The organism is Flavobacterium sp. (assembly GCF_029945805.1).
In the GTDB taxonomy this organism is placed as follows: domain Bacteria; phylum Bacteroidota; class Bacteroidia; order Flavobacteriales; family Flavobacteriaceae; genus Flavobacterium.
Window position 1 is genome coordinate 14,063 of the sequence record NZ_JAQSDH010000021.1, and the last position, 24,938, is coordinate 39,000.

The window sequence follows — 24,938 nt, forward strand, 5'->3', positions numbered from 1 at the left end:
ACATAATTTATGACTACAATCGAAACAAAAAAGAAATCGTTCTTATCCAATCTTACTGTTCAAATCCTTATTGCTATGATTTTTGGGGCGTTTTTAGGAATTTTTGTCCATTACAATTACAGCGCAGAAGTGGCTAAAGAATTTAGTGGTTACATTAAAATGCTGGCAACCGTTTTCATTAGATTAGTGCAAATGATTATTTCACCTTTGGTTTTTACAACACTCGTGGTTGGAATAGCTAAATTAGGCGATATCAAAGCAGTGGGTAGAATAGGAGGAAAGGCAATGGGATGGTTTTTCACCGCATCTTTTATATCGTTATTGATAGGTATGTTTTGGGTGAATACATTGCAACCAGGTGTTGGTTTGAATTTAAGTAATATTGACGTTTCGTCGGCTTCCGAACTGACAGAAAAAGCAAGCGGATTTTCAGCACAGAATTTTATTGAACATATTATTCCAAAAAGTATTGTCGAAGCTATGGCTACCAATGAGATTTTACAAATCGTAATTTTCTCCATCTTTTTTGGTTTAGCAGCAGCATCAATTGGTGATTATGCTAAACCCGTTGTAAACGCTTTAGATAAGACATCTCATATCGTTTTAAAAATGGTAAACTACGTAATGAAGTTCGCGCCTCTTGGAGTTTTTGGAGCTATAGCAGGTGTTTTTGCCATTCGCGATGTAAATGAATTACTTCTTACCTATGCTAAGTTCTTTGGTTCATTTTTAGTTGGAATTTCTACTTTATGGATTGTTTTACTAATAATAGGTTATATTTTCTTAAAAGGCAGGATGACACAATTATTGAAACACATAACGAGTCCACTAATAATTGCCTTTGGGACAACAAGTTCAGAAGCAGTTTTTCCAAAATTAACTGAAGAGTTAGAACGTTTTGGTGTGAAAGATAAAATAGTGTCTTTTATGTTACCCTTGGGCTATTCTTTTAATCTGGATGGAAGCATGATGTACATGACTTTTGCAAGTATTTTTATTGCACAAGCCTATGGTGTTCATTTAGATTTTGGAACCCAAATGACGATGCTTTTGGTTTTAATGCTAACCAGTAAAGGAATTGCAGGAGTTCCTAGAGCTAGTTTGGTTGTGGTTGCTGCAACTTGCGGAATGTTTAAAATTCCAATTGAAGGCATAGCCTTAATCCTTCCGATTGATCATTTTTGTGATATGTTTAGAAGCGCCACCAACGTACTTGGAAATGGTCTAGCAACTTCTGTCGTAGGGAAATGGGAAAAAGATAGTTAAAGTTGTTTTTATATAAAATTTGTTTGCTAAATTCGCTATCGAATAAAAACTTTAATAAACTAGTATTATGAAAAAAATTACTTTACTGATAGGTATACTATTAGCATCTTTAAGTATCCAAGCACAATCGGATATTTATACCGTTTTACCAAATAACGGTGGAACATCTCAAAATGGACGTTCGCCACAAGGAGCAAGACCAGCTTCAAGAAGTGTTTGGATAATTACTGCCACAGAAATGGCAGCTTCAGGATTTACTACAGGTTCAGTTGTTAATTCGCTTGGATTTAATTATTCAGTAGCACACAATGCTGGAATTACTGGTACAATTGTAATTTATTTACAAAATACTGCAGATGTTACTAATACAAAAAGTACCGCTTGGGCAACTGCAATTGCAGGTATGACTACAGTTAGCAATTCAGCTGTGACCTTACCATCAACTGTTGGTGCTTTTGATATTCCGTTCGCAGGGGGTTCACCATTTACATACACTGGGGGTAGTTTATATGTAGCGTTTGATTTCCAAAATTTTTCAAATCCTTTGGCTACTATACCTAGTACAGCTTTATGTGAAAATTCATTAACTGGAGGTTTACTTGGTGCCATTGCTGCCGCTGCTGCAACGACACCACCAGCAACTCTTACTGCTTCTGCATTTAGACCAGAAACTCGTCTAGGAAAAACAGTTTCTTGTTCAAGACCAACTGATCTTGCCGTGACTACAACAACTTTATCAAGTGCAGTTTTATCTTTTACTAGTACTGGTGGAACTACTGATATTGAATATGGTCCATACGGATATGTTCAAGGTACGGGAACTAATTTACCGAATGTAACTTCTCCTTACACACTTAACGGATTAGCTTCTTCATCAGTTTATGATTTTTATGTTAGAAAAAACTGTAGTGTTGGTAACGCAAGCGATTGGAATGGTCCCTTTGCTTTCAATACTGTTTTTACCGCTGTTAACCCAACATATACAGAAAGTTTTGAAAACGATACCTTACCATTTGTTGGCTGGTTAGCAAGTACTAGTACTGTAGGAGATGGATGGTTTATCAATGTAGGTCTAGCTCAAGATGGTGCTAATACTGCGGTATCAATTACGCCTGCTGCTGCTGCTGCAAACTCACGTATGTTTTCAAGAGGTGTTAATCTTATAGCGGGCGCTAATGTAATTGTTTCTTACTATATTCAAAATTATAGAGCAACTGCATCTGTAAATACAGGAAATTATGAATTAACTGTTGGAGCAGATCAAACAGCAGCCTCGCAAACCACTGTAGTAGGTAGTGAAATAGGTATAAGCAATGCTGCATATGTGCAAAAAACGTATAATTTTACTGCTCCTTCTACAGGAACATTTTATTTCTCATTTCATAATACTTCGCCGCTTAACGCTGTCGGAACTCATGCACTGCTAGTTGATAATTTCGTTGTAACGCAGACATTGAAAAATAACGAGTATTTAGCTTCTAAGCTGAATGTTTATCCTAATCCATCTAATAATGTTATCAATATTTCTAATGATGCAACTACTGTTATCAGTGCTGTTGAACTGACTGATTTAAATGGTAGAGTAGTTAAAACGCAAAGTTTAAATGCAACTGAAGGTCAAGTTTCTATTGGTGATTTATCAACAGGAGTTTATATGATGAAAATCAGTACAGACGCAGGTACCGTTACTAAGAAAATTGTTAAGCAATAATTTTTTTTATAAAAATAGAATTAAAAAACGACTAAGGATATCTTAGTCGTTTTTTTTGTCCTTACTATTCATCATTAAAAGAACGGCTCCAATTAAGGCTGCTATCACTAGTCCAAAAATCACAATCATGATAAAGGCTCCGTTTCCCCATGAATATGCTGCAATGTTTATAAATTTCATTATCTAAATATTAAAGTTTCCTCAAAGTTACTCTAATAAACAGAAGCACTTTATGACATTTATCATACCAAAAATTTGATGGATAAAGCAGGTGTCGGAATCATGCAGCTTTCCTTTTTTCCAAACCATTTATATCGGTTTCTGGCAATATAATCATAAACTAAATTTGAAATTCCTTTTGGAAGGATTGAAAATAGGCACAATAAACTATAAATTCCTCCGATATATTGTGCGATTTTAATAGCGGCTTCCGATTTGTAATAGTAGGCGGTATTGGGTTCGTATAGTATGATGCTGTCTACATTTGAAATATCAATACCAAGGTATTCTGTAATCCTCAAACCCAATTCAGATTGAAGCGGTACAAATCGAAAAACATCCTTTTTATCCTGCTTGATAATAAATTGTACTATAGAATCGCAGAGATTGCAAACGCCATCAAAGAGGATTATTTTTTTGTCTGTTGGTAATTCCGCTAGTTTCATAGGATCTATTTTGCCTGAACAAATTCTAATTGTTCCAAACTAATTTTAGAAGTAAACACGCCATAATTAACTATGGCTTTATTCTTCTCAATCTTGTCAATCGTTCCAACGGCTTTGCCATCAAACATCCTTACACGGTCGCCAATTTTTAAAATTACTTTAGGTTTAGTTGCTTCTGCTTTTTGCGCTTTAATTTTCTTTTCTTTTTTAGCAACCCGAATTTCATCAACTTTAACTTTGACTTCTTCTATTACCTTTTTCTGAATAATTTCTTTTGCTATTTGTTCTTTGGCAGTGGCTTTTTTACGCTTGGAGTTTTCGATTTCAACAATTTTTAAAAACTCTCCAATAAGCAGCTTTTTATCTTTATTATTGAAGTATTTCTCTGAAATGTCATCAACCTTTTGTCCCATATAAATTAGGCGCTGGTTGGCATCATACAATTCTTGATAGCGTTCTAGTTTCTCCTGAATTTTAGTATTGATAGTTTCCATTTTTTTACCTTCTTCTCTAGCTTTTGTCTCTTCTTCTTTCAAATTGAGAGCTGTTTTTTCCAATTTGGAACGCTCTTTCTGAAGTGTCGCAATGGTTTTATCAAAACGAACTTTTCCGCCTTCAATTTTCTTTTTGGCACGATTGATTAAGCCAAATGGAATTCCGTTTTTTTGTGCTACTTCGAAGGTGAATGAACTTCCGGCTTGGCCTAGAATTAATTTATACATCGGTTCCAACGATTTTTCATCAAAAAGCATATTCGCATTCGATGCAAATGGCAGCTCGTTGGCCAATATTTTTAAGTTTGAATAGTGCGTCGTAATAATTCCGAAGGCTTCCCGATGATAGAATTCCTCTAAGAATATTTCTGCTAAAGCGCCACCTAATTCTGGATCAGAACCTGTACCAAACTCATCGATCAAGAACAATGTTTTGGCATTACACTTCTTCAAAAAGTAGTTCATATTCTTTAAGCGATAACTATAGGTACTTAAATGATTTTCAATAGATTGATTGTCTCCGATATCCGTTAAAATTCGATCAAATAAAAACGTTGTACTGCGCTCGTGAACGGGAATTAAAATTCCACATTGCAACATCAGTTGTAACAATCCAACTGTTTTGAGCGAAATGGTTTTTCCGCCTGCATTAGGTCCGGAAATGACTATAATTCGGCTTTTAGTATTCAGTTCAATAGTCTGGGGGAATGTCTTTTCTTTCTTCTCTAGATTATTCAAATACAAAATAGGATGGAAGGCGTCTCTGAAATGAAGCGTCTTTTCGTCTGTAATAGCAGGCAAAATTGCATTAATTTTATTTGCATATTTGGCTTTAGCTGCAACTACATCAACATCACTCAGAAATTCTTGATACTGACTTAATAATGCTATAAATGGCCGAATGTCATTGGATAAATTTTTTAAAATCCGAGTAATTTCTTCTTTTTCTTCGTATTCTAAATTGCTTAATTCTCTCGAGTAGTTGAGTGTAGCCTCAGGTTCTATGTAAGCAATACTACCCGTTTTTGAACTTCCGAGAATAGAGCCTTTTACTTTTCGTCTGTACATCGCCAAAACAGCTAACACTCTTCTGTTTTGAACAAAACTTTCTTTTATTTCATCCAAATAGCCTAATGAATTGTATTGGCTCATCGCTTGCCCAAAACTTTGGTTGACTTTGCCTCGAACTAAGTTCATATCGCGTCTAATATTTACTAAATCGGGAGAAGCATTGTTTTTTATTTCGCCATACTTATCGACAACTTCCTCAATTTTTTGGATAATATATTTGGTGTATTCTACTTGTGATGCTCTTTCACTCAATTTTGGATAATAATCGTGGAATTTTTTAAGAAATAACAGCAACACATTCACGCTTTCAGAAAGCGCAGCTATTTTTCTGAAGCTCCCCACTTCGAGGAAACTATCTTCTATTGCGAGAAATTTTATATCGTGCGTTAGATTATCAAAACCATGATTCGGAATTGCATTGTTATTGGAGAAAGAAGATAGATATTCCGATGTTTGCAACAAAATATTCATCAACGATTCCTTATCTTTAAAAGGAATAATTTCTAATGCTTTTTGTTTTCCAATTTCAGTATTGCAGCGCTCTGAAATGGTTTGTAATACGGTATTGAATTCTAAATCTTGTAGTGTTTTATCTGTAATCGAAATCATTAAATGAATGTGTAAGGCTCAAAGTTACAAAGGATACAATCCATATTGCCACAGAAAATGCTATTTTTGACAAAATTTTATAAGATGTTTAGTGATATTCATGCTTCTTGGGAAAAAGTACTTTCTGCCGAATTTGTGAAACCCTATTTCCAAACGTTAATTTCATTTGTTAAAAATGAATATGTAACCAGAACTTGCTTTCCAAAAAAGACGGAAATCTTCGCTGCTTTTGACCATTGTCCATTTGATAAAGTGAAAGTTGTTATTATTGGTCAGGATCCCTATCACGGCTTTGGACAAGCCAATGGTTTGTGTTTTTCTGTCAATGACGGAATTGCTTTTCCGCCATCGTTAACAAATATCTTTAAAGAAATTCAAGTCGATTTGGATCAACCCTTTCCAAAGACAGGAAATTTGGAGTGTTGGGCAAATCAAGGTGTTTTATTGCTAAATGCTACTTTAACGGTCCGAGAAAGTGAGGCGGGAAGCCATCAAAAACAAGGTTGGGAAAGATTTACCGATGCTGTTATCCAGAAAATATCAGAGGATAATCAAAATGTTGTATTTCTGCTTTGGGGCGGATTTGCCAAAAAGAAAGGTGCTAAAATAGACAGGACTAAACATTTCGTTTTAGAAACCGGACATCCATCGCCTTTGAGTGCGAATCGTGGATTTTGGTTTGGAAATAAACAGTTCAGCCGAACAAATGACTATCTAAAAAGCATTGGAAAGCAACCAATAAATTGGTAGTTCTAGTTTACCGTAAAGTTGTAATATCCTTCACTGTCTAGACCGGTAATTGTTGAATTGATATTCAAAAAAAGACGTTTAGCTGGACTCAAAGAACGCAATTCGACCAAATTTTTAGCATCACTATTGTAGCCAAAACTTAAACGATAAGCTCCAGCACTTAGTAGCGGAAATCCGACACGGTATTCATACGTTTCATCAACTGTGTTATAGTCGCAAATTCCGTAAACATAAGAACCATTCTGAGCACTTCCTTTAACAATATCCAATTGGTTATCATTTACAGTCACAACTTCCCAAACTGTTGCAGTGGCTTGTTTTTCAATTATATATGAAAAATCAAATTGAGTTGCACCAGTAGTTTTAAAAGCGTCTATTGTGGTTCCGTTTTCATTTAAATATCTTGAAAAATCAGTAGTAATAAATAGCTTTTCTCCAACATTGTAAGTTGATGAATGCGCGTCAATACTCACCAAATTGGGAATGTCTGTAAAAACATTGTTGTAAAATCCGTCGTCATTTGTATCGCAATTAGCAACAAAAAGAGCAACAGCAAACAAAACGATATAGTGTAATTTTTTCATCTTTTCTATTTATTAAAATCGATACCCTAAATTTAAACCTACTCTTGAAATTACATCTGGACTTTTATCTCTATTAATAAGATTTGAACCAAATCCTACTATGAATTCTAAAGCGATGCTGTCTTTAAAATACATTTTGTAACCCAAACTTCCCCCTAGACCTATATCGGTATATTTTGATTTTTTAGTAGTGTAATAATCAATGTTATTATCAGTTAAACGAATTATTTCTTTGTAATCTCCACCATTATAAGAACCAAAGATTTCAGCAAAATAATACCTCGACTTACTTTTTGACAAAGCATATCTTATATAAGGGTTGAATTCAAACTTAGGAATGTTGTTTCTATATCCATTATCAAAATCATCATTAAGTTTGTTGCTGTTGGAAAAATTCACATTAAAACCAGTAGAAAAATCTTTGGCAAAATAGCGTTCGTAACTTAAACTTGCTTTTGCATAGACGATTGCTGACAAAACATCGATCCGAAATTCATTTTTTTTATTAGCAAGAACAGTGTTGTCTTGTGCTTGTGAAGCCAATGAAAATAGGAGTAATAGGTTAAAAATTTTTTTCATTAGAGGTTGATTTATTTCGAAACGAAGATAGTAAATAAAATTGCGAATTACGAATTGGGAATTACGATTTAGAAAGTTAATCATACACTAAACATTGAACTCTAAATGATGAATAGTACTGAATTAGTCCAATGTCAGTGCGCCTAGAATTTCCTCATTCATAAATGGTCCGCCGGGATAACGAGCTGTGTAATCGAGATTTAGCCAAACATTTCCGCGCTCATCAATATGATAGTTTATAGATTTATTTTTACTTTCTACTGGAAATAGAACTTTTTTAATGGCGTAATTAATATGTTCTAAATCTTTTTTATTTCCAATTAATAATTCGGGATAAATATGTCCTTTGGTATGAATTAACCTGGTCGTACCGCCGATAGATTTAATACAAGCAACCATAAAAACGGAGTGGTCGTCGCAATCACCAGAAAGATATTTTAAGGATTCGGTAGCTTTCGCGATATAATCGCGTCCTTTTGGATCGCTGACATAATTCCAGCGTGAATTTATTTCCTTAAAGACAGCGAACGACTGAATAATCGTAAAGTAATCATAATATCCTTTTACATTTTTGAAATGCTTATTGACCGCCATAATCGCAAAATTTCGGATTTTCGGATTTTCATACTCTACAGCAGTTAGAATTTTGGATTTGTTAGGAAAAGGGAGCAACTTACTAATAATGATGTCTTGCGGATACGGATCATCGCCCATAGTATACATCATCGAACGGTAATCTTCGTAAACATTCTCAAAGCTGTAATCGCCAAAAACGGTTCCATAGATTAGAAAAAAGAAATACAATATAACCGAAATCAAAGTTACTCTTCGCATTGCTCTCAAAATAAGCTGAACAGCAACTAGAATAATGATAAAAAGTAGAATGCGATCAATGTAGTATGCCCATTCTAGAATTATGAGGTTTTGATGGGCAATGATGAAAATAGGAATGGTAAACAGAATATTGAGGCAGAAAATGATAATCATATCCCACGGCTTTTTTATCCTGAACTTCTCTTTGAGTTGTTGATAAGTAAGATTTCCGATTTTTATCATACTGCAATGACGAAAGCTATACGGCTTTCACTATATCAGCAAAAGTACCTTTTTTATCGATGATTTTCAGGTCAAACAATTGATTTTGGATATTGTTTAACACTTTTTCTTGCAAGGGTTTCTGTGACCATTTTGTCAACGACAGCCATTCTTTAATATCGTCTTGTTTTTGATTGAATTTTGAAGCTAATGTTCTGTCAATGCTTGGAATATCTTTGAACTCGATGGTCGTATTGTTTATGGTTTCTAAAAGTAATGCGACACTTTGTTTATTGGATTCCAAAAACTCATTTCGTACTGCAATTACAAAACTTGGCCATGGTGTTGGACAATCGGCAACTCGATGAAAAACGCCTTTATCTACTAATGGTTTGGTCATAAACCGTTCCCACAAAAAATAATCGGCGGTGCCATTGGTTAAGGCGTCAACCGCACCGTCAATTGTGTTTACGATTTCAAATTCGATATTTTCAGTATTCCAATTTTGATTTTTTGCGTTGACGTAAGCCATTAAATGCGAACCCGAACCATAACGTGAAATAGCTACTTTAGCATTTTCTAAATCGTCAAGCGAATTGTATTTCGATTGTGCTCCAACGTGAATTCCCCATATCAATGGACTTTCAACATAAACTTGAACTATCGAAGTGTTGTTTCCTGCAATGATATCTTTTACGATTCCTTCGGTTAAGATTACGGCTATATCGGTTTCTCCGTCGCGAAGCATTTGACACATTTTTCCGGTTCCTTCTGCAATATCGGTCCATTGCAAATCGATGCCGATTTTGTCAAATTCGCCGTTTTCAATACACAGCTGCCAAGGCAAATTGAAATGTTCTGGGACGCCTGCTATTTTTATTGTTTTCATATATTTCTAGTTCAGCTGAAAGAGGAAAGAGGAAAGATTTTCTTCTACTACCAATTTCTTGTTTCTTGTTTCTTGTTTCTTGAATCTTTTTTCTTGCTTCTAATTTCTAGTTTCTATTCTTTCTTATTCTTTAATTGATACCAATAACATGGAATTTCGTTCTCTAAATACTGCTCTTTTTGGTATAAACCTATTTGTTTTAAAATCGTATTGGAACCAATGTTATCAACATGTGCCGAAGCATAGATTTTTGGAATTTTCATTTCTGTGAAAGCATAATCAAGCCACGCAGTTGCAGCCTCCAACGCGTACCCTTTTCGCCAGTGTTTTTCCTGTAAACGATAGCCAATATCGTAGAAATTGTTGTGTCCGTTTTCTTCTTCTGTGATGAATTTTAATCCGGCCCAGCCTATAACTTCGTTCGTTTCTTTCAATACTATTACAAAACGCCCGATTCCATTTTGAATGTATTGATTCTGGATGCTTTTGATGTAGCCATAACACTCTTCAATATTTGTCAAAGGTTCGTTGCCCAAATACAAATGTACGTTTGGGTTCCTGTCCATTTCAAATAAAGCTTCGGCGTCTTCAACTTGCATTGGACGAAGTACCAGTCGTTCGGTTTCTAGAATTAGGTTCATTTATGTATTGTTTTAGCCCCGATTGCAGTGGCATCCTTTATAGCTGAGAGGTTTTTTAAAAACCTCTCAGCTATAAAGATATAACGGAAAGCGGGAAATAGCTCCTAAAATTACTCCGCCAATTTACCTAAAGCATACTGAATTAAAGCATCAACGGCTTTGTAAGGATCAGCACTGAATGCTCCGTCAGCACGATTGGCAATGATAGCATTTAGCGACAAACAGTGGTGTCCCAAAAGTTTTCCTAAGCCATAAATAGCCGAAGTTTCCATTTCAAGATTTGCCATTCGGGTTTCACCAAATTTGAACGTATCCATTTTGCTGTTTAATTCGGGATCCTGAATCGCCAAACGCAGCACTCTTCCTTGTGGACCGTAAAATCCGCCCGCTGTTCCGGTAATTCCTTTGTGCATTTGATTGCTTTCGAATTTATTCATCAAGGTTTCAGAACAACCAATAATATAAGGCGTTCCTTTTCTCATATCCCAATTGGTATGCGTGATAAAGGCTTTTTCCATGTCCTTTTCACAGATATCGTCAATGACGTAGGAGCGAAGCATATTATCCAGTCCAAGACCGAATTCACCCATAACAAAGCTATCAACCGGAATGTCTTTTTGTAGCGAACCCGAAGTTCCGATACGAACGATATTCAGTGAAGTCAATTTGTCTTTTGGCTTACGCGTTTCCAAATCGATATTCACCAAAGCGTCCAATTCGTTCATGGTGATGTCGATATTATCTGGACCAATTCCGGTTGACATTACGGTGATTCTTTTGCCTTTGTATATTCCGGTTTGGGTTTTAAACTCGCGTTTTTGTGTTGAAAATTCAATACTATCAAAAAACTGTGTGATTTTTTCAACTCGGTTTTGGTCGCCCACAAAGATGATATCGTGAGCAATATGTTCTGGTTTCAGGTTTAAGTGATAGACACTTCCGTCTGGGTTTAGTATTAATTCTGATGATTTGATCATTATGTGTTTTGTTAATTTGGTTATCTGGTTATTCGTTTATTTGAATTCTAACTTCTGCTTCTGAGACTAATCACTGCGACTGCAAACTCAATACTAACCCCCAACGCGCTTTACTTTAAATCCTTTTTCTTTTAGCAGGTTCATTATTTTATCTCGGTAATCACCTTGAATGATGATTGCTCCGTCTTTGAAAGTACCGCCAACACTGAGTTTTGTTTTTAGTTCTTTGGCAAGTAGTTTAAAATCGTCATCACTGCCTTCATAGCCTTCGATAAGGGTTGTTACTTTTCCTTTTCGTTTTTCGTATTTGCAAATCATGGGCTCTTTTTGAATGAAAAGCTCGTGGTCTTTTTCTTCAACAGCTTCGGGCTCGTTAGAAGGTATGTGATCGGGGAAAAGATTTTTTAGTTGTTCGTGTAAATCCATTTTTTAATTTTTGCAACACAGATTTAAGAAATCAAAGAAATCTAAAGAATGTGTGTTTTAATTTTTATAATGTTTCTTTAGGTTGTTAGTAAATATCTTTCTAATAAACCGAGGGTCTTTTCCAAAGTTTAATACCAGTCCAACTTCACAATGGGTGGCCTTTAAATAATTTAAAATTTGATTTTCATCTGCATTAGTCATGTATTCAACACATTTTAATTCTAGAATTACTGAATTATTTACTATTAAATCTGGAACATATTCTCCAGTATTTTCATTCTTATAAAAAACATTTACATGTTTCTTACTCTCCACTTCAAATCCTCTCCACTTTAATTCTAAAAGCATTGCATTGTGATATACTTTTTCAAGAAAACCAATAACCTAACTTATTATACACTTCATAATAAGCATCACTACTATTTTTAGTCAATTCCTGATGAGGAACTATTTTCATAAATTAGATTGTTATTTATTTCATATATCTATGTTCTACAACAACAGCTAAACCTAATATTATTTTTTTAATTGCTTTTATTTCTTAAATCTGTGTTCCAAAAGAAAAATACAAAAAGTAAAAATCCAAACCTCAATGATTTTTGAGGTTTGGAAATTACTAATTTCAAAGATAAAGATTTATTTTTTGATTAAACCTAATTCTACCAATCTTTCGTGAAGGAATTCACCTGCGGTAGTATCTTCATATAATTTTGGATGATCAGCATCTACAGTTTCTGGAAGACAATTCAACGACATATCGCTCACAGGATGCATAAAGAATGGAATAGAATATCGGGAAGAACCCCACAATTCTCTTGGCGGATTTACCACTTGGTGAATCGTCGATTTCAGTTTATTGTTGGTATGTCTTGACAACATATCTCCCACGTTAATCATCAATTCGTCTGGTTCTGCCATGGCATCAACCCATTCGCCGGCATTATTCATTACTTGTAATCCTTTACCTTGCGCACCCATTAATAGGGTAATCAAGTTAATGTCACCATGAGCTGCAGCACGAACAGCGCCATCTTGTGGTTCATTTGTAATAGGCGGATAGTGTATCGGACGTAAAATACTGTTTCCATCTTTTACAAATTTGTCAAAGTAGAATTCATCCAAACCAAGATGTAACGCTAGAGCTCTCAGAACGTACACCCCAGTTTTTTCAATCATTTGATACGCTTCTTTACCAATGCTATTAAACTTGGGTACTTCAGGTACTTCTACATTTTCAGGATACGCGCCTTCGTATTTTGAACCTTCACTTACGTATTGTCCAAAATGCCAAAACTCTTTTAAATCGCCAGCAGAACGACCTTTAGCTGATTCTTTTCCAAAAGAAACATACCCTCTTTGTCCACCAATGCCTGGGATTTCATACTTTTCTTTGATTTCGAGAGGAAGACTAAAGAAGTTGCGCACTTCTTCGTATAAACCTGCTACCAATTTGTCATCTAAAAAATGACCTTTTAATGCTACGAAGCCAATGTCTTCGTATGCTTTTCCGATTTCATTTACAAACTTTTGTTTACGTGCCGGATCATCCGACAGGAAATCACGTAAGTCAACACTTGGAATTTGTTGCATACTGTTACGGTTTTTTGGGTTTACCCCTTTATTTAAAGGCGCAAAGATAAAGTTTTTATATTATTTGTTTGTTAATGAGATGATAAGTTTGGTCTGTTTGTAGCAGCGATTTTACTAATGGTTTCGTATCGAATTTGCTTCTTTAGCAATAAACAGTACTTTTGTAGTCTTTCCAGTAATCATTTCACGTAGACTATTTCAGCTTTATGAAAGTTCTTTTCAACTTATTTGATTTAACACAAAAAGTAAACTATAAAACAGAGATTTTAGCTGGATTGACGGTTGCTATGACCATGATACCCGAATCGTTATCGTTTGCTATTTTGGCTGGTTTTCCACCTTTGGTAGGATTGTATGGTGCCTTCATAATGGGATTCGTTACTTCAATTTTTGGAGGTCGTCCCGGATTAATATCAGGTGGAGCAGGAGCAACGGTTATTGTTTTGATTGCTTTGATGAAGTCATACGGAATCGAATATGTTTTTGGAGCTATCGCTTTGGCTGGAATCATCCAAATTATTGTTGGAATATTAAAACTCGGAAAGTTCATCCGATTGGTTCCACAACCCGTAATGTATGGTTTTGTTAACGGATTGGCTATCATTATTTTCATGTCGCAATGGGAACAATTCAAAATCGTTTCTAACGGGCAAACGGAATGGCTAACGGGAACTCCTTTTTTAATCATGGCTGGTTTAGTAGTCTTGACCATTGCTATAGTTGTTTTGTTACCCAAAATCACTAAAGTTATTCCATCGTCGTTAGTTGCGATACTGGTCGTTTTTGGAATAGTGATGCTCTTTAATATTGATACCAAACAAGTAGAAGATATCGCTTCGGTAAGCGGAAGTTTACCACCATTTCATGTTCCGAATTTCCCGCTAACTTTTGAAACCCTGAAAATCATTTTTCCATTTGGTTTGATAATGGCGGCAGTTGGATTGACAGAAGGTTTGTTGACACTAAATCTTGTAGATGAAATTACAGCTACCAAAGGAAACAGCAATAGAGAATGTCTTGCACAAGGAAGCGCCAACATTTTGAACGGTTTCTTCTTTGGAATGGGCGGTTGCCCTATGATTGCTCAAACATTAGTTAATCTTTCGGCTGGTTCAAGAGCACGGTTATCTGGAATTGTAGCCTCATTATCAATATTGGTAATTATATTAGTTGGTGCACCCGTGATTGGAAAATTACCTATGGCGGCTTTGACAGGAGTAATGATTATGGTGGCAATAGGTACTTTTGAATGGACAAGTTTGAGGATTTTTAAACGCATGCCAAAATCAGATATTTTTGTAATGATTGTCGTTACCTTGATTACGGTTTTTCTACATAATTTAGCCTTAGCGGTTTTAATTGGTGTTATTATTTCGGCTTTAGTGTTTGCTTGGGATAATGCCAAACGCATTCGTGCCCGAAAACACATTGATGCGACTGGAGTCAAGCACTATGAGATTTATGGTCCTTTGTTTTTTGGCTCCGTTACTGGTTTTGCTGAAAAGTTTGATGTGTTAACTGATCCGAATGAAGTGATTATTGATTTTGCAGAAAGCCGTGTAGTGGATATGTCCGCTATTGAAGCCTTAAATGCTATAACACTTCGCTATCACAAAGAAGGTAAAAAAGTACACTTACGCCATTTAAGTGAGGATTGCATCGTATTATTAAAAAATGCTGAAGCCATCATTGACGTTAATATTATGCAAGATCCTACGTATAAAGTGCTGGTTAATGAGTTATAAAGAAATAATTGTTTATTTTATTATTGTTCGTAATGAATATTTTAAATAAGGATACTAAAAATTGAAGTTGACCGTTTTGTACTTCACTTAATTCATACATTGTTAAAGTAATATTTCGAATTTTTTTATAGAAACCAAATTGGTTAACAATCAAATCAATGTTAAAAACCTGAAAAATGGTTTTTACATTCTCGAAGTAAGTACAGAAGATGGCGCTAAAGTTTATAAAATCTTTGTCAAAGGATCTTAGTTAGTAAATCAATCAATATAAAAAACCTCAAGGCATTTATTTCATTACTTTGAGGTTTTTTATATTTTTAGTATTTGAACTCTACTATTACAATCTAATTATTTATACAAAAAAGGGGCACTATCTGACTGATGATCTTCCCAGTTCATTTGGATAAACGTAGTAATCATTTTTAATAAATTACTGTACTGATAAGGCTTAATGACATAAAAATTAGCGCCAAGAGACCTGCTTTTATCAATATTATCCTGATTGGAACTAGTTGAGTACATAATTACAGGAAACTCTTTAATTTCAGGTTCATTTCTAATTTCATCTAGTAACTCAAAACCTGATTTTAAAGGCATATTAATATCTAGAAAAACAACACCATTTGTGTCTTTTTTGGTTTTGATATTCTCAACCAAATTTTCGCCGTTTTTGTGAAGATGCAGGAGAATTTTAATATCATGATCCTTCGAAATTTTTTCAATCGCTTCATTAAAAAACATCAAATCATCGTCGTCATCGTCGGCATAAAATAGTTCAATTTGCTTCATTCGCTGTGTTTATATTTTAGGCGGTAAAAATATATTTATTAATTGATACTAATTTATACTTTTAGCTTCGAAATTTATGAATTTTATTGTTTTATAGCGGTAAGCTCTTGTATTGCTTTTCTTCTTTTGATCTTCAAATTTTTAAAGTGCGTAGGATTAAAACCCGTAATCTTTTTAAACTGAGTTGAAAAAGTAGAAAGATTGTTAAAGTTTAATTTTTCAGCTATTTCAGTAAGATTATCATCTTCAAACAAGATCATTTCCTTTGCTTTTTCAATTTTTAATAAGTTGATGTAATGTACAATCGTACACATTTCAACATCGGAAAACATAGTAGACAAATAACTGTAATCCTTGTTTAATTTATCCGACAAGTATTCTGAAATATTCACTTTTATAGGTCGTTCCAAAATTACATAATCCTGACAATAGTTCTTGATTTTTTCAATAAGAATACCACCTTTACTTTCTACAATTTCAAGGCCGACCTTATTAATTATTGCCTCAAATTTTTCTTTTTTGGCCTCTGTAATCTCTTCTTTCAATTCAGCCATTCCAAGATCTACTTTTACCGGATGAAGGTTTAACTTTATAAGCGCCTCTTTTACAACAACCTTACAACTCTCACAAGCCATGTTTCGGATGTATATTTTCATAGATTTATTTTTAAGTTTAGGAAGCTAAATATAATCAAAAATGTACACTTTTTGTAAATCAAAAATAAAAAGTACTGTTTAAAGCAACTCTTTATTTTTCTGTTTTCACGCTTTAAAAGCTCAAAGTCTAATCATAGGAGCGCAACCTATCATTGTTTAAGACTATTTTGTCCCGCTGTCCGCGCTACAAGGTAGCCCGCATCCATCGGGGCTAAAGAGAACTTTTACGTGCAAAATATCCTTTAAATGCAGTAGGCAAATTCAACTGCAAACTAAAAACAGAAAGTCAACACGAAACCCAACCTAATTTTATATTTTTGCAAGGCTTTAAATAAAACTACATGAATTTCGATAGAAAAGAATTGTCCAATGTTCAATTGTTGGATTTATATAAAAGATTGCTGAAACCAAGACTTATTGAAGAAAAAATGCTGATCCTTTTACGACAAGGAAAAGTGTCAAAATGGTTTTCAGGTATTGGCCAAGAAGCTATTTCGGTTGGGATAACTGCCGCGTTGGATAAAGACGAATACATTCTTCCAATGCACAGAAACTTAGGGGTTTTCACCGGAAGAGACATTCCGTTGCACCGCTTGTTTTCGCAATGGCAAGGAAAAGCAACCGGATTTACAAAAGGCAGAGACCGCAGTTTTCACTTTGGTACACAAGAGTTCAATATCATCGGAATGATCTCACATCTTGGACCACAAATGGGCGTTGCTGACGGAATCGCTTTGGCAAACAAACTAAAAAAGAATGGAAAAGTAACCGCAGTATTCACTGGTGAAGGCGCAACTTCGGAAGGTGATTTCCACGAAGCCTTAAATATTGCCGCCGTATGGGATTTACCGGTGTTATTTGTAATTGAGAATAACGGTTACGGACTTTCAACACCAACCAACGAGCAATACCGTTGTGAAAACTTAGCAGACAAAGGAATTGGTTACGGAATGGAAAGCCACATCCTTGACGGAAATAATATACTGGAAGTATTTACCAAAATAGCTGAACTGAAAGCTTCTTTAGCAGAAAATCCAAGACCTGTATTATTAGAATTCAAGACCTTCAGAATGCGTGGTCACGAAGAGGCTAGTGGCACAAAATATGTTCCACAAGAACTAATGGACATGTGGGCGATCAAAGATCCGATAGCAAATTATAAAAAATACTTACAAGAAATTAGTGTGCTTTCTGAAGAAGAAGATGCCAAAATAGCCAAAGCCATCAAGAAAGAAATTGATGAACATTGGGCAATTACACAAGCAGAACCAGATGTCGTAGCTAGTTTAGCTGAAGAATTAGGTGATGTCTATAAATCATATGAATTTGAAGAAGTTAATCCATCAGAAAAAGTAGAAAACATTCGTGTAGTTGATGCCATTTCACATGCGTTACGGCAGTCTATGGAACGTCATGACAACTTGGTTATTATGGGACAAGACATTGCTGAATATGGTGGGGCTTTTAAAATTACTGATGGCTTTGTCGCACAGTTCGGAAAAGAACGCGTTCGCAATACGCCCATCTGTGAAAGCGCTGTGGTTTCAGCCGGAATGGGATTATCCATTAACGGGTATAAAGCAGTAGTTGAAATGCAATTTGCCGATTTTGTTTCAACTGGATTTAATCCAATCGTGAATTTATTAGCTAAACAGCACTATCGTTGGAATGAAAAAGCCGATGTTGTTGTGCGTATGCCTTGCGGTGGCGGAACTCAGGCTGGCCCATTTCACTCCCAAACTAACGAAGCGTGGTTTACTAAAACTCCGGGACTGAAAGTAGTTTATCCTGCTTTTCCTTATGATATCAAAGGTTTGTTGAATACAGCAATCAATGATCCAAATCCAGTAATGTTCTTTGAGCACAAACAATTGTACCGTTCTGTTTATCAAGAGGTTCCTTCTGATTATTATACCATTCCGTTTGGAAAAGCGGTATTGTTAAAAGAAGGAACTCAAGTAACGATCATCTCTTTTGGAGCAGGTGTTCATTGGGCTTTAGATACGTTAAGCAAACATCCGGAAATTAGTGCTGATTTATTAGATTTAAGAACGTTACAACCTTTAGATACCGAAGCTATTTTTGCATCGGTTAAGAAAACGAATAAAGTCATCATTCTTCAGGAAGATTCAATGTTTGGTGGAATTGCAAGTGATATTTCAGCTATGATTATGGAGCAGTGTTTTGAATATCTGGACGCTCCGGTAAGAAGAGTTGGAAGTCTGGAAAGCGCTATACCATTCGTTAAAGCTTTGGAAGATCAGTATTTGCCGAAAGAAAGGTTCGAGAAAACCTTGTTGGAACTTTTAGAATATTAGAGTAGTTAGACTATTTACATTATATGGAAAAGGCACAATTATTGTGTCTTTTTTTATAAATCTAAATTTATGAAATTCTATGTTTTTGCTTCTTGTCTCTTGCTTTTTATTCCTAGTGTCACGTTCGAAAAATAAGTCGGTTACAACAGTTGCTGAAGTACAATCAAAAGTAGCCTATTGTCCAGAAAAAAGTGCTGTAATTTCTACATTTCGACTTAAAAGCAAAGACAAATCGCTCGAATTGGTCCGCTTTAAGAAAGTTGCTATACAATAATTTGGACATAACCTTGGGCTTTCTCATTGTCCTGACAAGCATTGCGTTATGGTAAGCGCATCAGAAAAAATCGCTATTATTGATACTGAAAAAATGGACCTGTGTTTGGAGTGCAAAAAGAAGCTGAATTAAATTTTCAGGGTTGCCAAATATGAAAAAAGCTTATTGAAATTCGTATCAATAAGCTTAGTGCAGCTGTCCGCATAAAACAGCATATTTTTTTATAAGTCGTCTACCGTAAATTCCTTTTAAGGTTTCTTTTGAAGCACCAAAACCCTTGTCACGGCTGTTGTTCCATCGGTCGAGGGAACGTAATATTTCAACGTTGTACTGGTAAGTTCTTTGATTGTGGCATTAACCACTTCACCACCGTCATTAACCGATATAGTATTTCCGCTTCTTGTATACGTGCCATCGTTGTAAGTGTTCAATTCACAGTTAGCATCATATTCGTTATGAAGTAATTGGTTATTCGATGTGAACTCTAAAAAATCCTTCCCACAACTTCCATTGAAATGATCGTAAGGCATTAAATTTTCATTGTCGCCCACTTTTATACCTTCTTGTAAATATTCCCATTTTCCCACAATACTTGCCGAATTACTATCACTATCGCTAGAACAAGAAGTCAATAAAGTTACGCATACAATTGACGCGAAATAAAACAGTTTTTTCATAGTTTTTAATTTTTAGTGACTAAAAGTATAAAAAAATACTGATGGCAGTTAAATTTTAACAGTTACTAACCAGTACACCTTTAAGTTGCTTTGCCTACATATCTTTCGAGCTTTTGCCTGATAAGCTGTAATGGGGTTGCTATCGCATTAATATATTGATAATTTCCATCACGCTGATTGTTGATAGAAAGCTGTATCGGACAAGCTTCACTTTGAACAGCGTTTACTTTGAACTTATTCGTATCTGAATCATAGACCACATAAGGTGCGCCCGAAGAACCAAATCTAAAATAACCTTTGATTAAATAACGCAATCCTTCCAAGTTGTAATTTCCGCCAATACGTTCTTGAAAAATAGAAAAATGTTCGGTAAAACCATCAATCTGCGCTTTGTTTAACAGCTTTCCGATTTCACTAGTTGGGGAACTTTGCAGACAATAATAATTTTCCTGGTTGTCATCCAAAAGTGAATAATCAACTTCAAGACTTGGCATCGCATCAATCACATCGTTCGGCGTATTTATAATTTTATATAAAGCAATATCTTCACTATAAAACGCTTCAACTAATTCTACTTCAACCAAAAAAGTATGCCGCTTAATCTGAGGCTCTTCAAAATAAGTTGTTGGATTAAAGTGTTGCGAAAGTGCTGGGTTGTTATAAAACAAATTGTCTTTGAATTGCACCACCAAATGCGGTATTGAAATCTTATGATTCATTAAAGTTGTCCATCGGGTATCAAAATTAATTTGTTTCAACAGATTCATAATGTTTTGAAAGTCATTTGGATTGGTAATATTTGCATACCGTTTTTCCTTACCTAATTCTAAAGGATAGCAACTTTCAAAGAGTTGCCTTTGTTCTGAATTTAGATGCGGAAATATAGTGGTAAGATATAAGACATTATCAATTGATTTGAAAATATTGGCTTCTACTTTTAAATTATGTGCGACCGAAAGAATAAAACCATTTCCGATGTGAAAGGCGCAGATGTTATTTTCAAAATGCCTTCTGTACGGTTCATCGCGGTTCTGAATCCACATGATGCGGAATAGAGGTGAAGTCTGTTCGTTTGTTAGTTCGAGTTGTTTACTGAGTTTATCTTTTAGTGTCATTTCTTGAATGTTGATTAAAGTGCGAAGGCAAATTCAAATATAGGAATTTTATAGATTAACCCCGAATTCTTTCTTCAAGCCAAGTTTTTCAGATTCTAATCAGAATCTTATGGTAGCCAAAAAAACGTTATATCGTGTTTCTTTTATGATGCAGATTGTTGATTTGCTTATTGATAAATATTATTATTTATTTTTTTATGCTAATTCTTTCCACTGAAATTACAAGTAGTATTCCGAACGTATAGGCAATGAAGTCAATCCATTCAAAAGATGTTCCAATCACTATTCGAGCAATCTTTGAGTGCTCCAATCCTACTTTTTTTACAATATCAAAATATTGCAATGTTTCGATAACGAAAGCGAATAGCAAGACGGAAATGGCGGTTTAAATATCTTTTACATCTATAAAAGCTTTAATAAAACAGTAGATTAAAATAACTACCAGAAAATCTCCAACATAAGGTCGCACAATTTTATCGTGTAAATAAAGTGAGATCAACACTTCAATAAAAAAAATAAAAATAGCGAAAACGAAGTAAGTTTTGTTGAATTTGAACATAGATTAGAGGGTTGTTTTATTATTCATGACAATTGGTAATTAAAATTTGTTTAATTAATTATTTATAACTAATAAAATTCTGTGCTTTACGATATAAAATTCGTTATTTCATAAGGTAAAACGCTAAACTAAAAAGCGTAAATATCAAGACCTTAAAACATCTCTTAAAAATCTCTTAAAACCATCAGTAAAGGCGGTACAAATCTATTTATTTACCCTATTTTTGTCTCACTTTTTAAAATATTATTCCAACCCATGGAAAAGAAATTATATTCTATTTTATTCTCTACACGATTAATGGCTCTTTTATTTATTGGTTTTGCAGTAGCCATGGCCTTCGGAACATTTATCGAGAGCAAATACAACACCGATACAGCAAGAATTTGGGTTTACAACGCCTGGTGGTTTGAAGCAATTATGTTGTTTTTTATGATTAATTTCATAGGAAATATCAAAAGATATCAACTGTACAAAAGAGAAAAATGGATCACACTAGCGATGCATTTATCTTTTGTTTTAATTATAGCCGGAGCATTTATTACCAGATACATCAGTTATGAAGGAATGATGCCCATTCGTGAAGGTGCTGCTTCCAATCAATTTTATTCGGATAAAAACTATTTGAATGTATTTGTTGACGGAATGTATGAAGGAAAAATGATGCGACGCGTATTTGAAAAACCATTATTACTTTCGACAGTAACTAACAATCATTTTTCTATTGATGATAAATTTGCAGAAGTACCTTTTGAAATTGAATACAAAGATTTCGCACTCGATGCAAAAGAAACGATTAAGGATGACGAGAAAGGTGATATTTACCTAAAATTAGTTGAATCGGGTGGAGGAACACGTCACGAACACATGCTAAAAGCAGGTGAAATTCAAGACATTCACAACATTCTTTTTACTGTAAATAAACCTACAAAAGGAGCGATTAATATTGATACAGAGGCGAATACAATTACAGCGCCATTTGATGGACAATTTATGCGAATGGCGGATAAGTTGGAAGGAAAAGTTACTAAGGATTCAGTTCAGCCGTTAATGTACCGTTCGTTATACAATGTTGGAGGATCTCAATTTGTAATTCCAGATCAGCCAAAAAAAGGATTCAAGACTTTTAAATCAAGTGGTGATTTTAAAGCAAAAAAGGGTGATGATGCGATCACTTTATTAATAAAAACGGGCGGTAAAGAAAAAGAAGTTACGCTTGTGGGCTCTAAAGGAAAACAAGGTGAACCCGTTGTAGTTAAAATGGGAGAACTTGAATTTACGTTGAGCTTTGGTAGTAAAGTATATACGCTTCCTTTTAGTTTAAAACTCAACGATTTCATTGCTAATAAATATCCCGGAACGGAGAAAAGTTATTCCTCTTACGAAAGTAAAGTTACGATTCAGGATACTACAGGAAACAAAGATGCTCGTATTTACATGAATCATATTCTAGACTATAGAGGATTCCGTTTTTTTCAGGCCTCATTTGATCCAGATGAAAAGGGAACGGTTCTTTCTGTAAGTCATGATTTTTGGGGAACGTGGATAACCTATGTAGGTTATTTTATTTTATTCTTTTGTATGATGGCACTATTATTTGTTAAAGGTTCTCGTTTTATGGATTTAAAACAAAAATTGGACAATGTAAAGAGAAAGAAAGCCAAACTTACAGCATTGCTTATTTTGTTTATTTCTTTTAATGGTATGGCTCAAAATCATAGGAATGTGCCACCGATGCCCTCACAAAAACAGATCGATTCGATTCTTACCAAATATAAAGTTTCAGAAAAACACGCGGCGCAATTTGGTCGTTTGGTTATTCAGGACGAGGGTGGAAGGATGAAACCTATCAATACGTTTTCATCTGAATTATTGCGAAAAGTAAGTCATAACAATACTTATAATGGCATGAACTCAGATCAAGCTTTTATTTCGATGACCCAGTTTCCAACAGTTTGGTTTGAAACACCTCTAATTTATATCAAAGGCGGCAATGACAGTATTCGTAAGATTCTCGGTATGGCTTCAGATGCTAAGTATGCTACTTTCCGTTCGTGTTTTGATGAAAAAGGAAATTATAAGTTATCGCCTTATTTAGAGGAAGCTTATAAAACGGCAAATCCAAACAATTTTGAGAAAGATTTCGTTGAAACGGATAAGAAAGTCAATTTGTTGAATTCGGCTTTAAGCGGAAAGATATTGCGCATTTTCCCAATTCCGAATGATCCCAACAATAAATGGCTTTCGTTTTTGGAAATGGAACACAAAACTGGAACAGCATTAGATTCAATCAAAAATGCTTTACCAGCTTACCTTGACGCTGCGCGAAGCGCTACCCAAACTAATGATTATACCATGGCCAATACCTATTTGGTTGGTATGGAAGATTACCAAAAGAAGTTTGGGAAAGCAGTTCGTCCATCGGATAAAAAAATTAAGTTTGAGATTTTGTATAACAAGTATGATGTGCTTCAAAAATTACCATATTGGTATTTAATTGCAGGTGCTGTAATGTTCTTTTTTATCATCTTCGGTATTTTTAAAGAACGTAGATGGGTAAAATTCATAATTAATTTGGCGCATTTTAGTATCGGAATTCTATTTCTTTTGCATACTACAGCATTAATTTTCCGATGGTATATTTCGGGACATGCACCTTGGAGTAATGCTTACGAAGCGATAGTTTATGTAGCTTGGTCCACCATGTTTTTTGGTTTAGCCTTTGCGTGGGAAAAAAGAAAACCTTCCTTTACGCTTACTTATTTTAGAGATGCTATTTTCGGAATATTCTACAAAAGTACTTCTAAATTAACGGTAGCTTCTTGTGCCTTTGTTTCAGCAATGATATTAGCGGCAGCTTACGCCAATTGGATTGATCCCGAAATCGCAAACTTACAACCTGTTTTGAATTCGTATTGGTTAATGATTCACGTTGCAGTAATTGTAGCGAGCTACGGTCCATTCGCCATCGGTATGATATTAGGTTTTGTTTCTTTATTGTTGATGGTATTAACAAATGAAAAGAACAAAACCAAAATGGAATTGAATATCAGAGAGATAACCATTATCAACGAAATGGCGCTGACCGTTGGTTTAGTAATGCTTACCATCGGAAACTTTTTAGGCGGACAATGGGCGAATGAAAGTTGGGGCAGATATTGGGGCTGGGATCCAAAAGAAACGTGGGCTTTGATTAGTATTATGGTCTATGCCTTTGTAATTCATGCGCGATTTGTTCCGGCATTACGCAATAGATTCCTTTTCAACTTGTTGGCGATGTATGCTTTTGTATCCATTTTGTTTACTTATTACGGCGTGAACTTCCACTTGGTGGGACTGCATTCGTATGCTAGCGGTGAAGCTAAATCGCTAGATTGGATTTGGTACTCGTTAGGAACAATTACTTTAATCGGAATTATAGCATATCCAAAGTACAGAAAATATTATAAGAAGAAATAATTTAGCGCATTGTTGTCCGATAAAAGTAAATAAAAAGAAGCCAAATTAATGGCTTCTTAAAA

Annotated in this window: 24 protein-coding genes and 1 pseudogene; 8 read left to right on the top strand and 17 right to left on the bottom strand. The window is 34.9% G+C overall.

What is annotated here, in order from left to right; genetic code table 11:
• The first annotated feature begins 9 nt into the window (after positions 1-9).
• Complete coding sequence (locus PSU83_RS04945; RefSeq protein ID WP_300587359.1) at positions 10-1,266, top strand: cation:dicarboxylase symporter family transporter; 1,257 nt, start codon at positions 10-12, stop codon at positions 1,264-1,266.
• Between the two features lie 67 nt (positions 1,267-1,333).
• Entirely contained in the window at positions 1,334-2,977 is a 1,644-nt protein-coding gene (locus tag PSU83_RS04950; RefSeq protein WP_300587361.1) for a T9SS type A sorting domain-containing protein, read from the top strand.
• Between the two features lie 42 nt (positions 2,978-3,019).
• Here the strand turns inward: PSU83_RS04950 and PSU83_RS04955 are convergent, their stop codons facing one another.
• From PSU83_RS04955 to PSU83_RS04965, 3 genes are all read right to left on the bottom strand, one after another.
• The gene (locus PSU83_RS04955) at positions 3,020-3,157 is read right to left on the bottom strand and encodes a hypothetical protein (RefSeq protein ID WP_300587363.1); all 138 of its coding nucleotides are present in this window, start codon (positions 3,155-3,157) and stop codon (positions 3,020-3,022) included.
• A 62-nt stretch (positions 3,158-3,219) separates the two neighbouring features.
• Positions 3,220-3,642, bottom strand: a complete 423-nt coding sequence (locus tag PSU83_RS04960; RefSeq protein ID WP_300587365.1) for a DCC1-like thiol-disulfide oxidoreductase family protein — start codon at positions 3,640-3,642, stop codon at positions 3,220-3,222.
• 5 nt (positions 3,643-3,647) lie between these two features.
• Complete coding sequence (locus PSU83_RS04965) at positions 3,648-5,816, bottom strand: DNA mismatch repair protein MutS (protein ID WP_300587367.1); 2,169 nt, start codon at positions 5,814-5,816, stop codon at positions 3,648-3,650.
• An 84-nt stretch (positions 5,817-5,900) separates the two neighbouring features.
• Between PSU83_RS04965 and PSU83_RS04970 the strand changes: the two genes are divergently transcribed.
• The gene (locus PSU83_RS04970; RefSeq protein ID WP_300587369.1) at positions 5,901-6,566 is read left to right on the top strand and encodes a uracil-DNA glycosylase; all 666 of its coding nucleotides are present in this window, start codon (positions 5,901-5,903) and stop codon (positions 6,564-6,566) included.
• A 2-nt stretch (positions 6,567-6,568) separates the two neighbouring features.
• Here the strand turns inward: PSU83_RS04970 and PSU83_RS04975 are convergent, their stop codons facing one another.
• The 9 genes from PSU83_RS04975 to PSU83_RS05015 all read right to left on the bottom strand — a co-directional run bounded on the left by PSU83_RS04975 (position 6,569) and on the right by PSU83_RS05015 (position 13,287).
• The gene (locus tag PSU83_RS04975; RefSeq protein ID WP_300587371.1) at positions 6,569-7,150 is read right to left on the bottom strand and encodes a hypothetical protein; all 582 of its coding nucleotides are present in this window, start codon (positions 7,148-7,150) and stop codon (positions 6,569-6,571) included.
• Positions 7,151-7,162: 12 nt separating this feature from the next.
• Positions 7,163-7,729, bottom strand: a complete 567-nt coding sequence (locus PSU83_RS04980) for a DUF3575 domain-containing protein (RefSeq protein ID WP_300587373.1) — start codon at positions 7,727-7,729, stop codon at positions 7,163-7,165.
• Between the two features lie 123 nt (positions 7,730-7,852).
• On the bottom strand, positions 7,853-8,785 hold the full coding sequence (locus PSU83_RS04985) for a transglutaminase (protein ID WP_300587375.1): 933 nt from the start codon (positions 8,783-8,785) through the stop codon (positions 7,853-7,855).
• A 16-nt stretch (positions 8,786-8,801) separates the two neighbouring features.
• On the bottom strand, positions 8,802-9,653 hold the full coding sequence (locus tag PSU83_RS04990; protein ID WP_300587378.1) for a substrate-binding domain-containing protein: 852 nt from the start codon (positions 9,651-9,653) through the stop codon (positions 8,802-8,804).
• Between the two features lie 113 nt (positions 9,654-9,766).
• A complete protein-coding gene (locus tag PSU83_RS04995) occupies positions 9,767-10,294 on the bottom strand; it encodes a GNAT family N-acetyltransferase (protein WP_300587380.1) in 528 nt (175 codons plus the stop codon).
• A gap of 110 nt (positions 10,295-10,404) precedes the next feature.
• Positions 10,405-11,271 carry a nucleoside phosphorylase gene (locus PSU83_RS05000; RefSeq protein ID WP_300587382.1) on the bottom strand — a complete coding sequence of 289 codons (867 nt, stop codon included), beginning with the start codon at positions 11,269-11,271 and terminating at the stop codon, positions 10,405-10,407.
• A 93-nt stretch (positions 11,272-11,364) separates the two neighbouring features.
• Positions 11,365-11,697, bottom strand: a complete 333-nt coding sequence (locus PSU83_RS05005) for a translation initiation factor (RefSeq protein ID WP_300587385.1) — start codon at positions 11,695-11,697, stop codon at positions 11,365-11,367.
• A gap of 57 nt (positions 11,698-11,754) precedes the next feature.
• Positions 11,755-12,045, bottom strand: coding sequence for a GxxExxY protein (locus PSU83_RS05010; RefSeq protein ID WP_300587388.1), 291 nt, complete (start codon positions 12,043-12,045; stop codon positions 11,755-11,757).
• A 288-nt stretch (positions 12,046-12,333) separates the two neighbouring features.
• Entirely contained in the window at positions 12,334-13,287 is a 954-nt protein-coding gene (locus PSU83_RS05015; protein ID WP_300587390.1) for a 2-oxoglutarate and iron-dependent oxygenase domain-containing protein, read from the bottom strand.
• Positions 13,288-13,493: 206 nt separating this feature from the next.
• On the opposite strand from PSU83_RS05015, the gene PSU83_RS05020 reads away from it, so the two are divergent.
• Positions 13,494-15,032 (top strand): SulP family inorganic anion transporter, encoded by a 1,539-nt coding sequence (locus tag PSU83_RS05020; protein WP_300587392.1) that lies wholly within the window; start codon positions 13,494-13,496, stop codon positions 15,030-15,032.
• A 139-nt stretch (positions 15,033-15,171) separates the two neighbouring features.
• Positions 15,172-15,282, top strand: a complete 111-nt coding sequence (locus tag PSU83_RS14780) for a T9SS type A sorting domain-containing protein (protein WP_363319872.1) — start codon at positions 15,172-15,174, stop codon at positions 15,280-15,282.
• 98 nt (positions 15,283-15,380) lie between these two features.
• Here PSU83_RS14780 and PSU83_RS05025 read toward each other — a convergent pair whose 3' ends face one another.
• Together PSU83_RS05025 and PSU83_RS05030 are read right to left on the bottom strand one after the other, a co-directional pair.
• Entirely contained in the window at positions 15,381-15,821 is a 441-nt protein-coding gene (locus tag PSU83_RS05025) for a response regulator (RefSeq protein ID WP_300587394.1), read from the bottom strand.
• 83 nt (positions 15,822-15,904) lie between these two features.
• Positions 15,905-16,477 (bottom strand): AraC family transcriptional regulator, encoded by a 573-nt coding sequence (locus PSU83_RS05030; RefSeq protein WP_300587397.1) that lies wholly within the window; start codon positions 16,475-16,477, stop codon positions 15,905-15,907.
• A gap of 341 nt (positions 16,478-16,818) precedes the next feature.
• Here PSU83_RS05030 and PSU83_RS05035 point away from each other — a divergent pair, with 341 nt between their 5' ends.
• Complete coding sequence (locus PSU83_RS05035) at positions 16,819-18,795, top strand: dehydrogenase E1 component subunit alpha/beta (protein WP_300587398.1); 1,977 nt, start codon at positions 16,819-16,821, stop codon at positions 18,793-18,795.
• A 289-nt stretch (positions 18,796-19,084) separates the two neighbouring features.
• Positions 19,085-19,201, top strand: a pseudogene (locus tag PSU83_RS14785) (hypothetical protein); the annotation flags it as partial.
• 116 nt (positions 19,202-19,317) lie between these two features.
• Here PSU83_RS14785 and PSU83_RS05040 read toward each other — a convergent pair.
• The 3 genes from PSU83_RS05040 to PSU83_RS05050 all read right to left on the bottom strand — a co-directional run bounded on the left by PSU83_RS05040 (position 19,318) and on the right by PSU83_RS05050 (position 21,231).
• Positions 19,318-19,746, bottom strand: coding sequence for a lipocalin family protein (locus PSU83_RS05040; protein ID WP_300587401.1), 429 nt, complete (start codon positions 19,744-19,746; stop codon positions 19,318-19,320).
• 80 nt (positions 19,747-19,826) lie between these two features.
• A complete protein-coding gene (locus tag PSU83_RS05045) occupies positions 19,827-20,861 on the bottom strand; it encodes a hypothetical protein (protein WP_300587405.1) in 1,035 nt (344 codons plus the stop codon).
• 187 nt (positions 20,862-21,048) lie between these two features.
• Complete coding sequence (locus PSU83_RS05050) at positions 21,049-21,231, bottom strand: DUF2809 domain-containing protein (protein ID WP_300587409.1); 183 nt, start codon at positions 21,229-21,231, stop codon at positions 21,049-21,051.
• Between the two features lie 444 nt (positions 21,232-21,675).
• Here PSU83_RS05050 and ccsA point away from each other — a divergent pair, with 444 nt between their 5' ends.
• A complete protein-coding gene (ccsA, locus tag PSU83_RS05055) occupies positions 21,676-24,876 on the top strand; it encodes a cytochrome c biogenesis protein CcsA (protein WP_300587411.1) in 3,201 nt (1,066 codons plus the stop codon).
• Positions 24,877-24,938 lie beyond the last annotated feature (62 nt).

Excerpts from the sequence above, each read along its gene's own strand:
- PSU83_RS04945 (WP_300587359.1), top strand. The coding sequence starts at position 10 with ATGACTACAATCGAAACAAAAAAGAAATCGTTCTTATCCAATCTTACT.
- PSU83_RS04950 (WP_300587361.1), top strand. The coding sequence starts at position 1,334 with ATGAAAAAAATTACTTTACTGATAGGTATACTATTAGCATCTTTAAGT.
- PSU83_RS04955 (WP_300587363.1), bottom strand. The coding sequence starts at position 3,157 with ATGAAATTTATAAACATTGCAGCATATTCATGGGGAAACGGAGCCTTT.
- PSU83_RS04960 (WP_300587365.1), bottom strand. The coding sequence starts at position 3,642 with ATGAAACTAGCGGAATTACCAACAGACAAAAAAATAATCCTCTTTGAT.
- PSU83_RS04965 (WP_300587367.1), bottom strand. The coding sequence starts at position 5,816 with ATGATTTCGATTACAGATAAAACACTACAAGATTTAGAATTCAATACC.
- PSU83_RS04970 (WP_300587369.1), top strand. The coding sequence starts at position 5,901 with ATGTTTAGTGATATTCATGCTTCTTGGGAAAAAGTACTTTCTGCCGAA.
- PSU83_RS04975 (WP_300587371.1), bottom strand. The coding sequence starts at position 7,150 with ATGAAAAAATTACACTATATCGTTTTGTTTGCTGTTGCTCTTTTTGTT.
- PSU83_RS04980 (WP_300587373.1), bottom strand. The coding sequence starts at position 7,729 with ATGAAAAAAATTTTTAACCTATTACTCCTATTTTCATTGGCTTCACAA.
- PSU83_RS04985 (WP_300587375.1), bottom strand. The coding sequence starts at position 8,785 with ATGATAAAAATCGGAAATCTTACTTATCAACAACTCAAAGAGAAGTTC.
- PSU83_RS04990 (WP_300587378.1), bottom strand. The coding sequence starts at position 9,653 with ATGAAAACAATAAAAATAGCAGGCGTCCCAGAACATTTCAATTTGCCT.
- PSU83_RS04995 (WP_300587380.1), bottom strand. The coding sequence starts at position 10,294 with ATGAACCTAATTCTAGAAACCGAACGACTGGTACTTCGTCCAATGCAA.
- PSU83_RS05000 (WP_300587382.1), bottom strand. The coding sequence starts at position 11,271 with ATGATCAAATCATCAGAATTAATACTAAACCCAGACGGAAGTGTCTAT.
- PSU83_RS05005 (WP_300587385.1), bottom strand. The coding sequence starts at position 11,697 with ATGGATTTACACGAACAACTAAAAAATCTTTTCCCCGATCACATACCT.
- PSU83_RS05010 (WP_300587388.1), bottom strand. The coding sequence starts at position 12,045 with ATGCTTTTAGAATTAAAGTGGAGAGGATTTGAAGTGGAGAGTAAGAAA.
- PSU83_RS05015 (WP_300587390.1), bottom strand. The coding sequence starts at position 13,287 with ATGCAACAAATTCCAAGTGTTGACTTACGTGATTTCCTGTCGGATGAT.
- PSU83_RS05020 (WP_300587392.1), top strand. The coding sequence starts at position 13,494 with ATGAAAGTTCTTTTCAACTTATTTGATTTAACACAAAAAGTAAACTAT.
- PSU83_RS05025 (WP_300587394.1), bottom strand. The coding sequence starts at position 15,821 with ATGAAGCAAATTGAACTATTTTATGCCGACGATGACGACGATGATTTG.
- PSU83_RS05030 (WP_300587397.1), bottom strand. The coding sequence starts at position 16,477 with ATGAAAATATACATCCGAAACATGGCTTGTGAGAGTTGTAAGGTTGTT.
- PSU83_RS05035 (WP_300587398.1), top strand. The coding sequence starts at position 16,819 with ATGAATTTCGATAGAAAAGAATTGTCCAATGTTCAATTGTTGGATTTA.
- PSU83_RS05040 (WP_300587401.1), bottom strand. The coding sequence starts at position 19,746 with ATGAAAAAACTGTTTTATTTCGCGTCAATTGTATGCGTAACTTTATTG.
- PSU83_RS05045 (WP_300587405.1), bottom strand. The coding sequence starts at position 20,861 with ATGACACTAAAAGATAAACTCAGTAAACAACTCGAACTAACAAACGAA.
- ccsA (WP_300587411.1), top strand. The coding sequence starts at position 21,676 with ATGGAAAAGAAATTATATTCTATTTTATTCTCTACACGATTAATGGCT.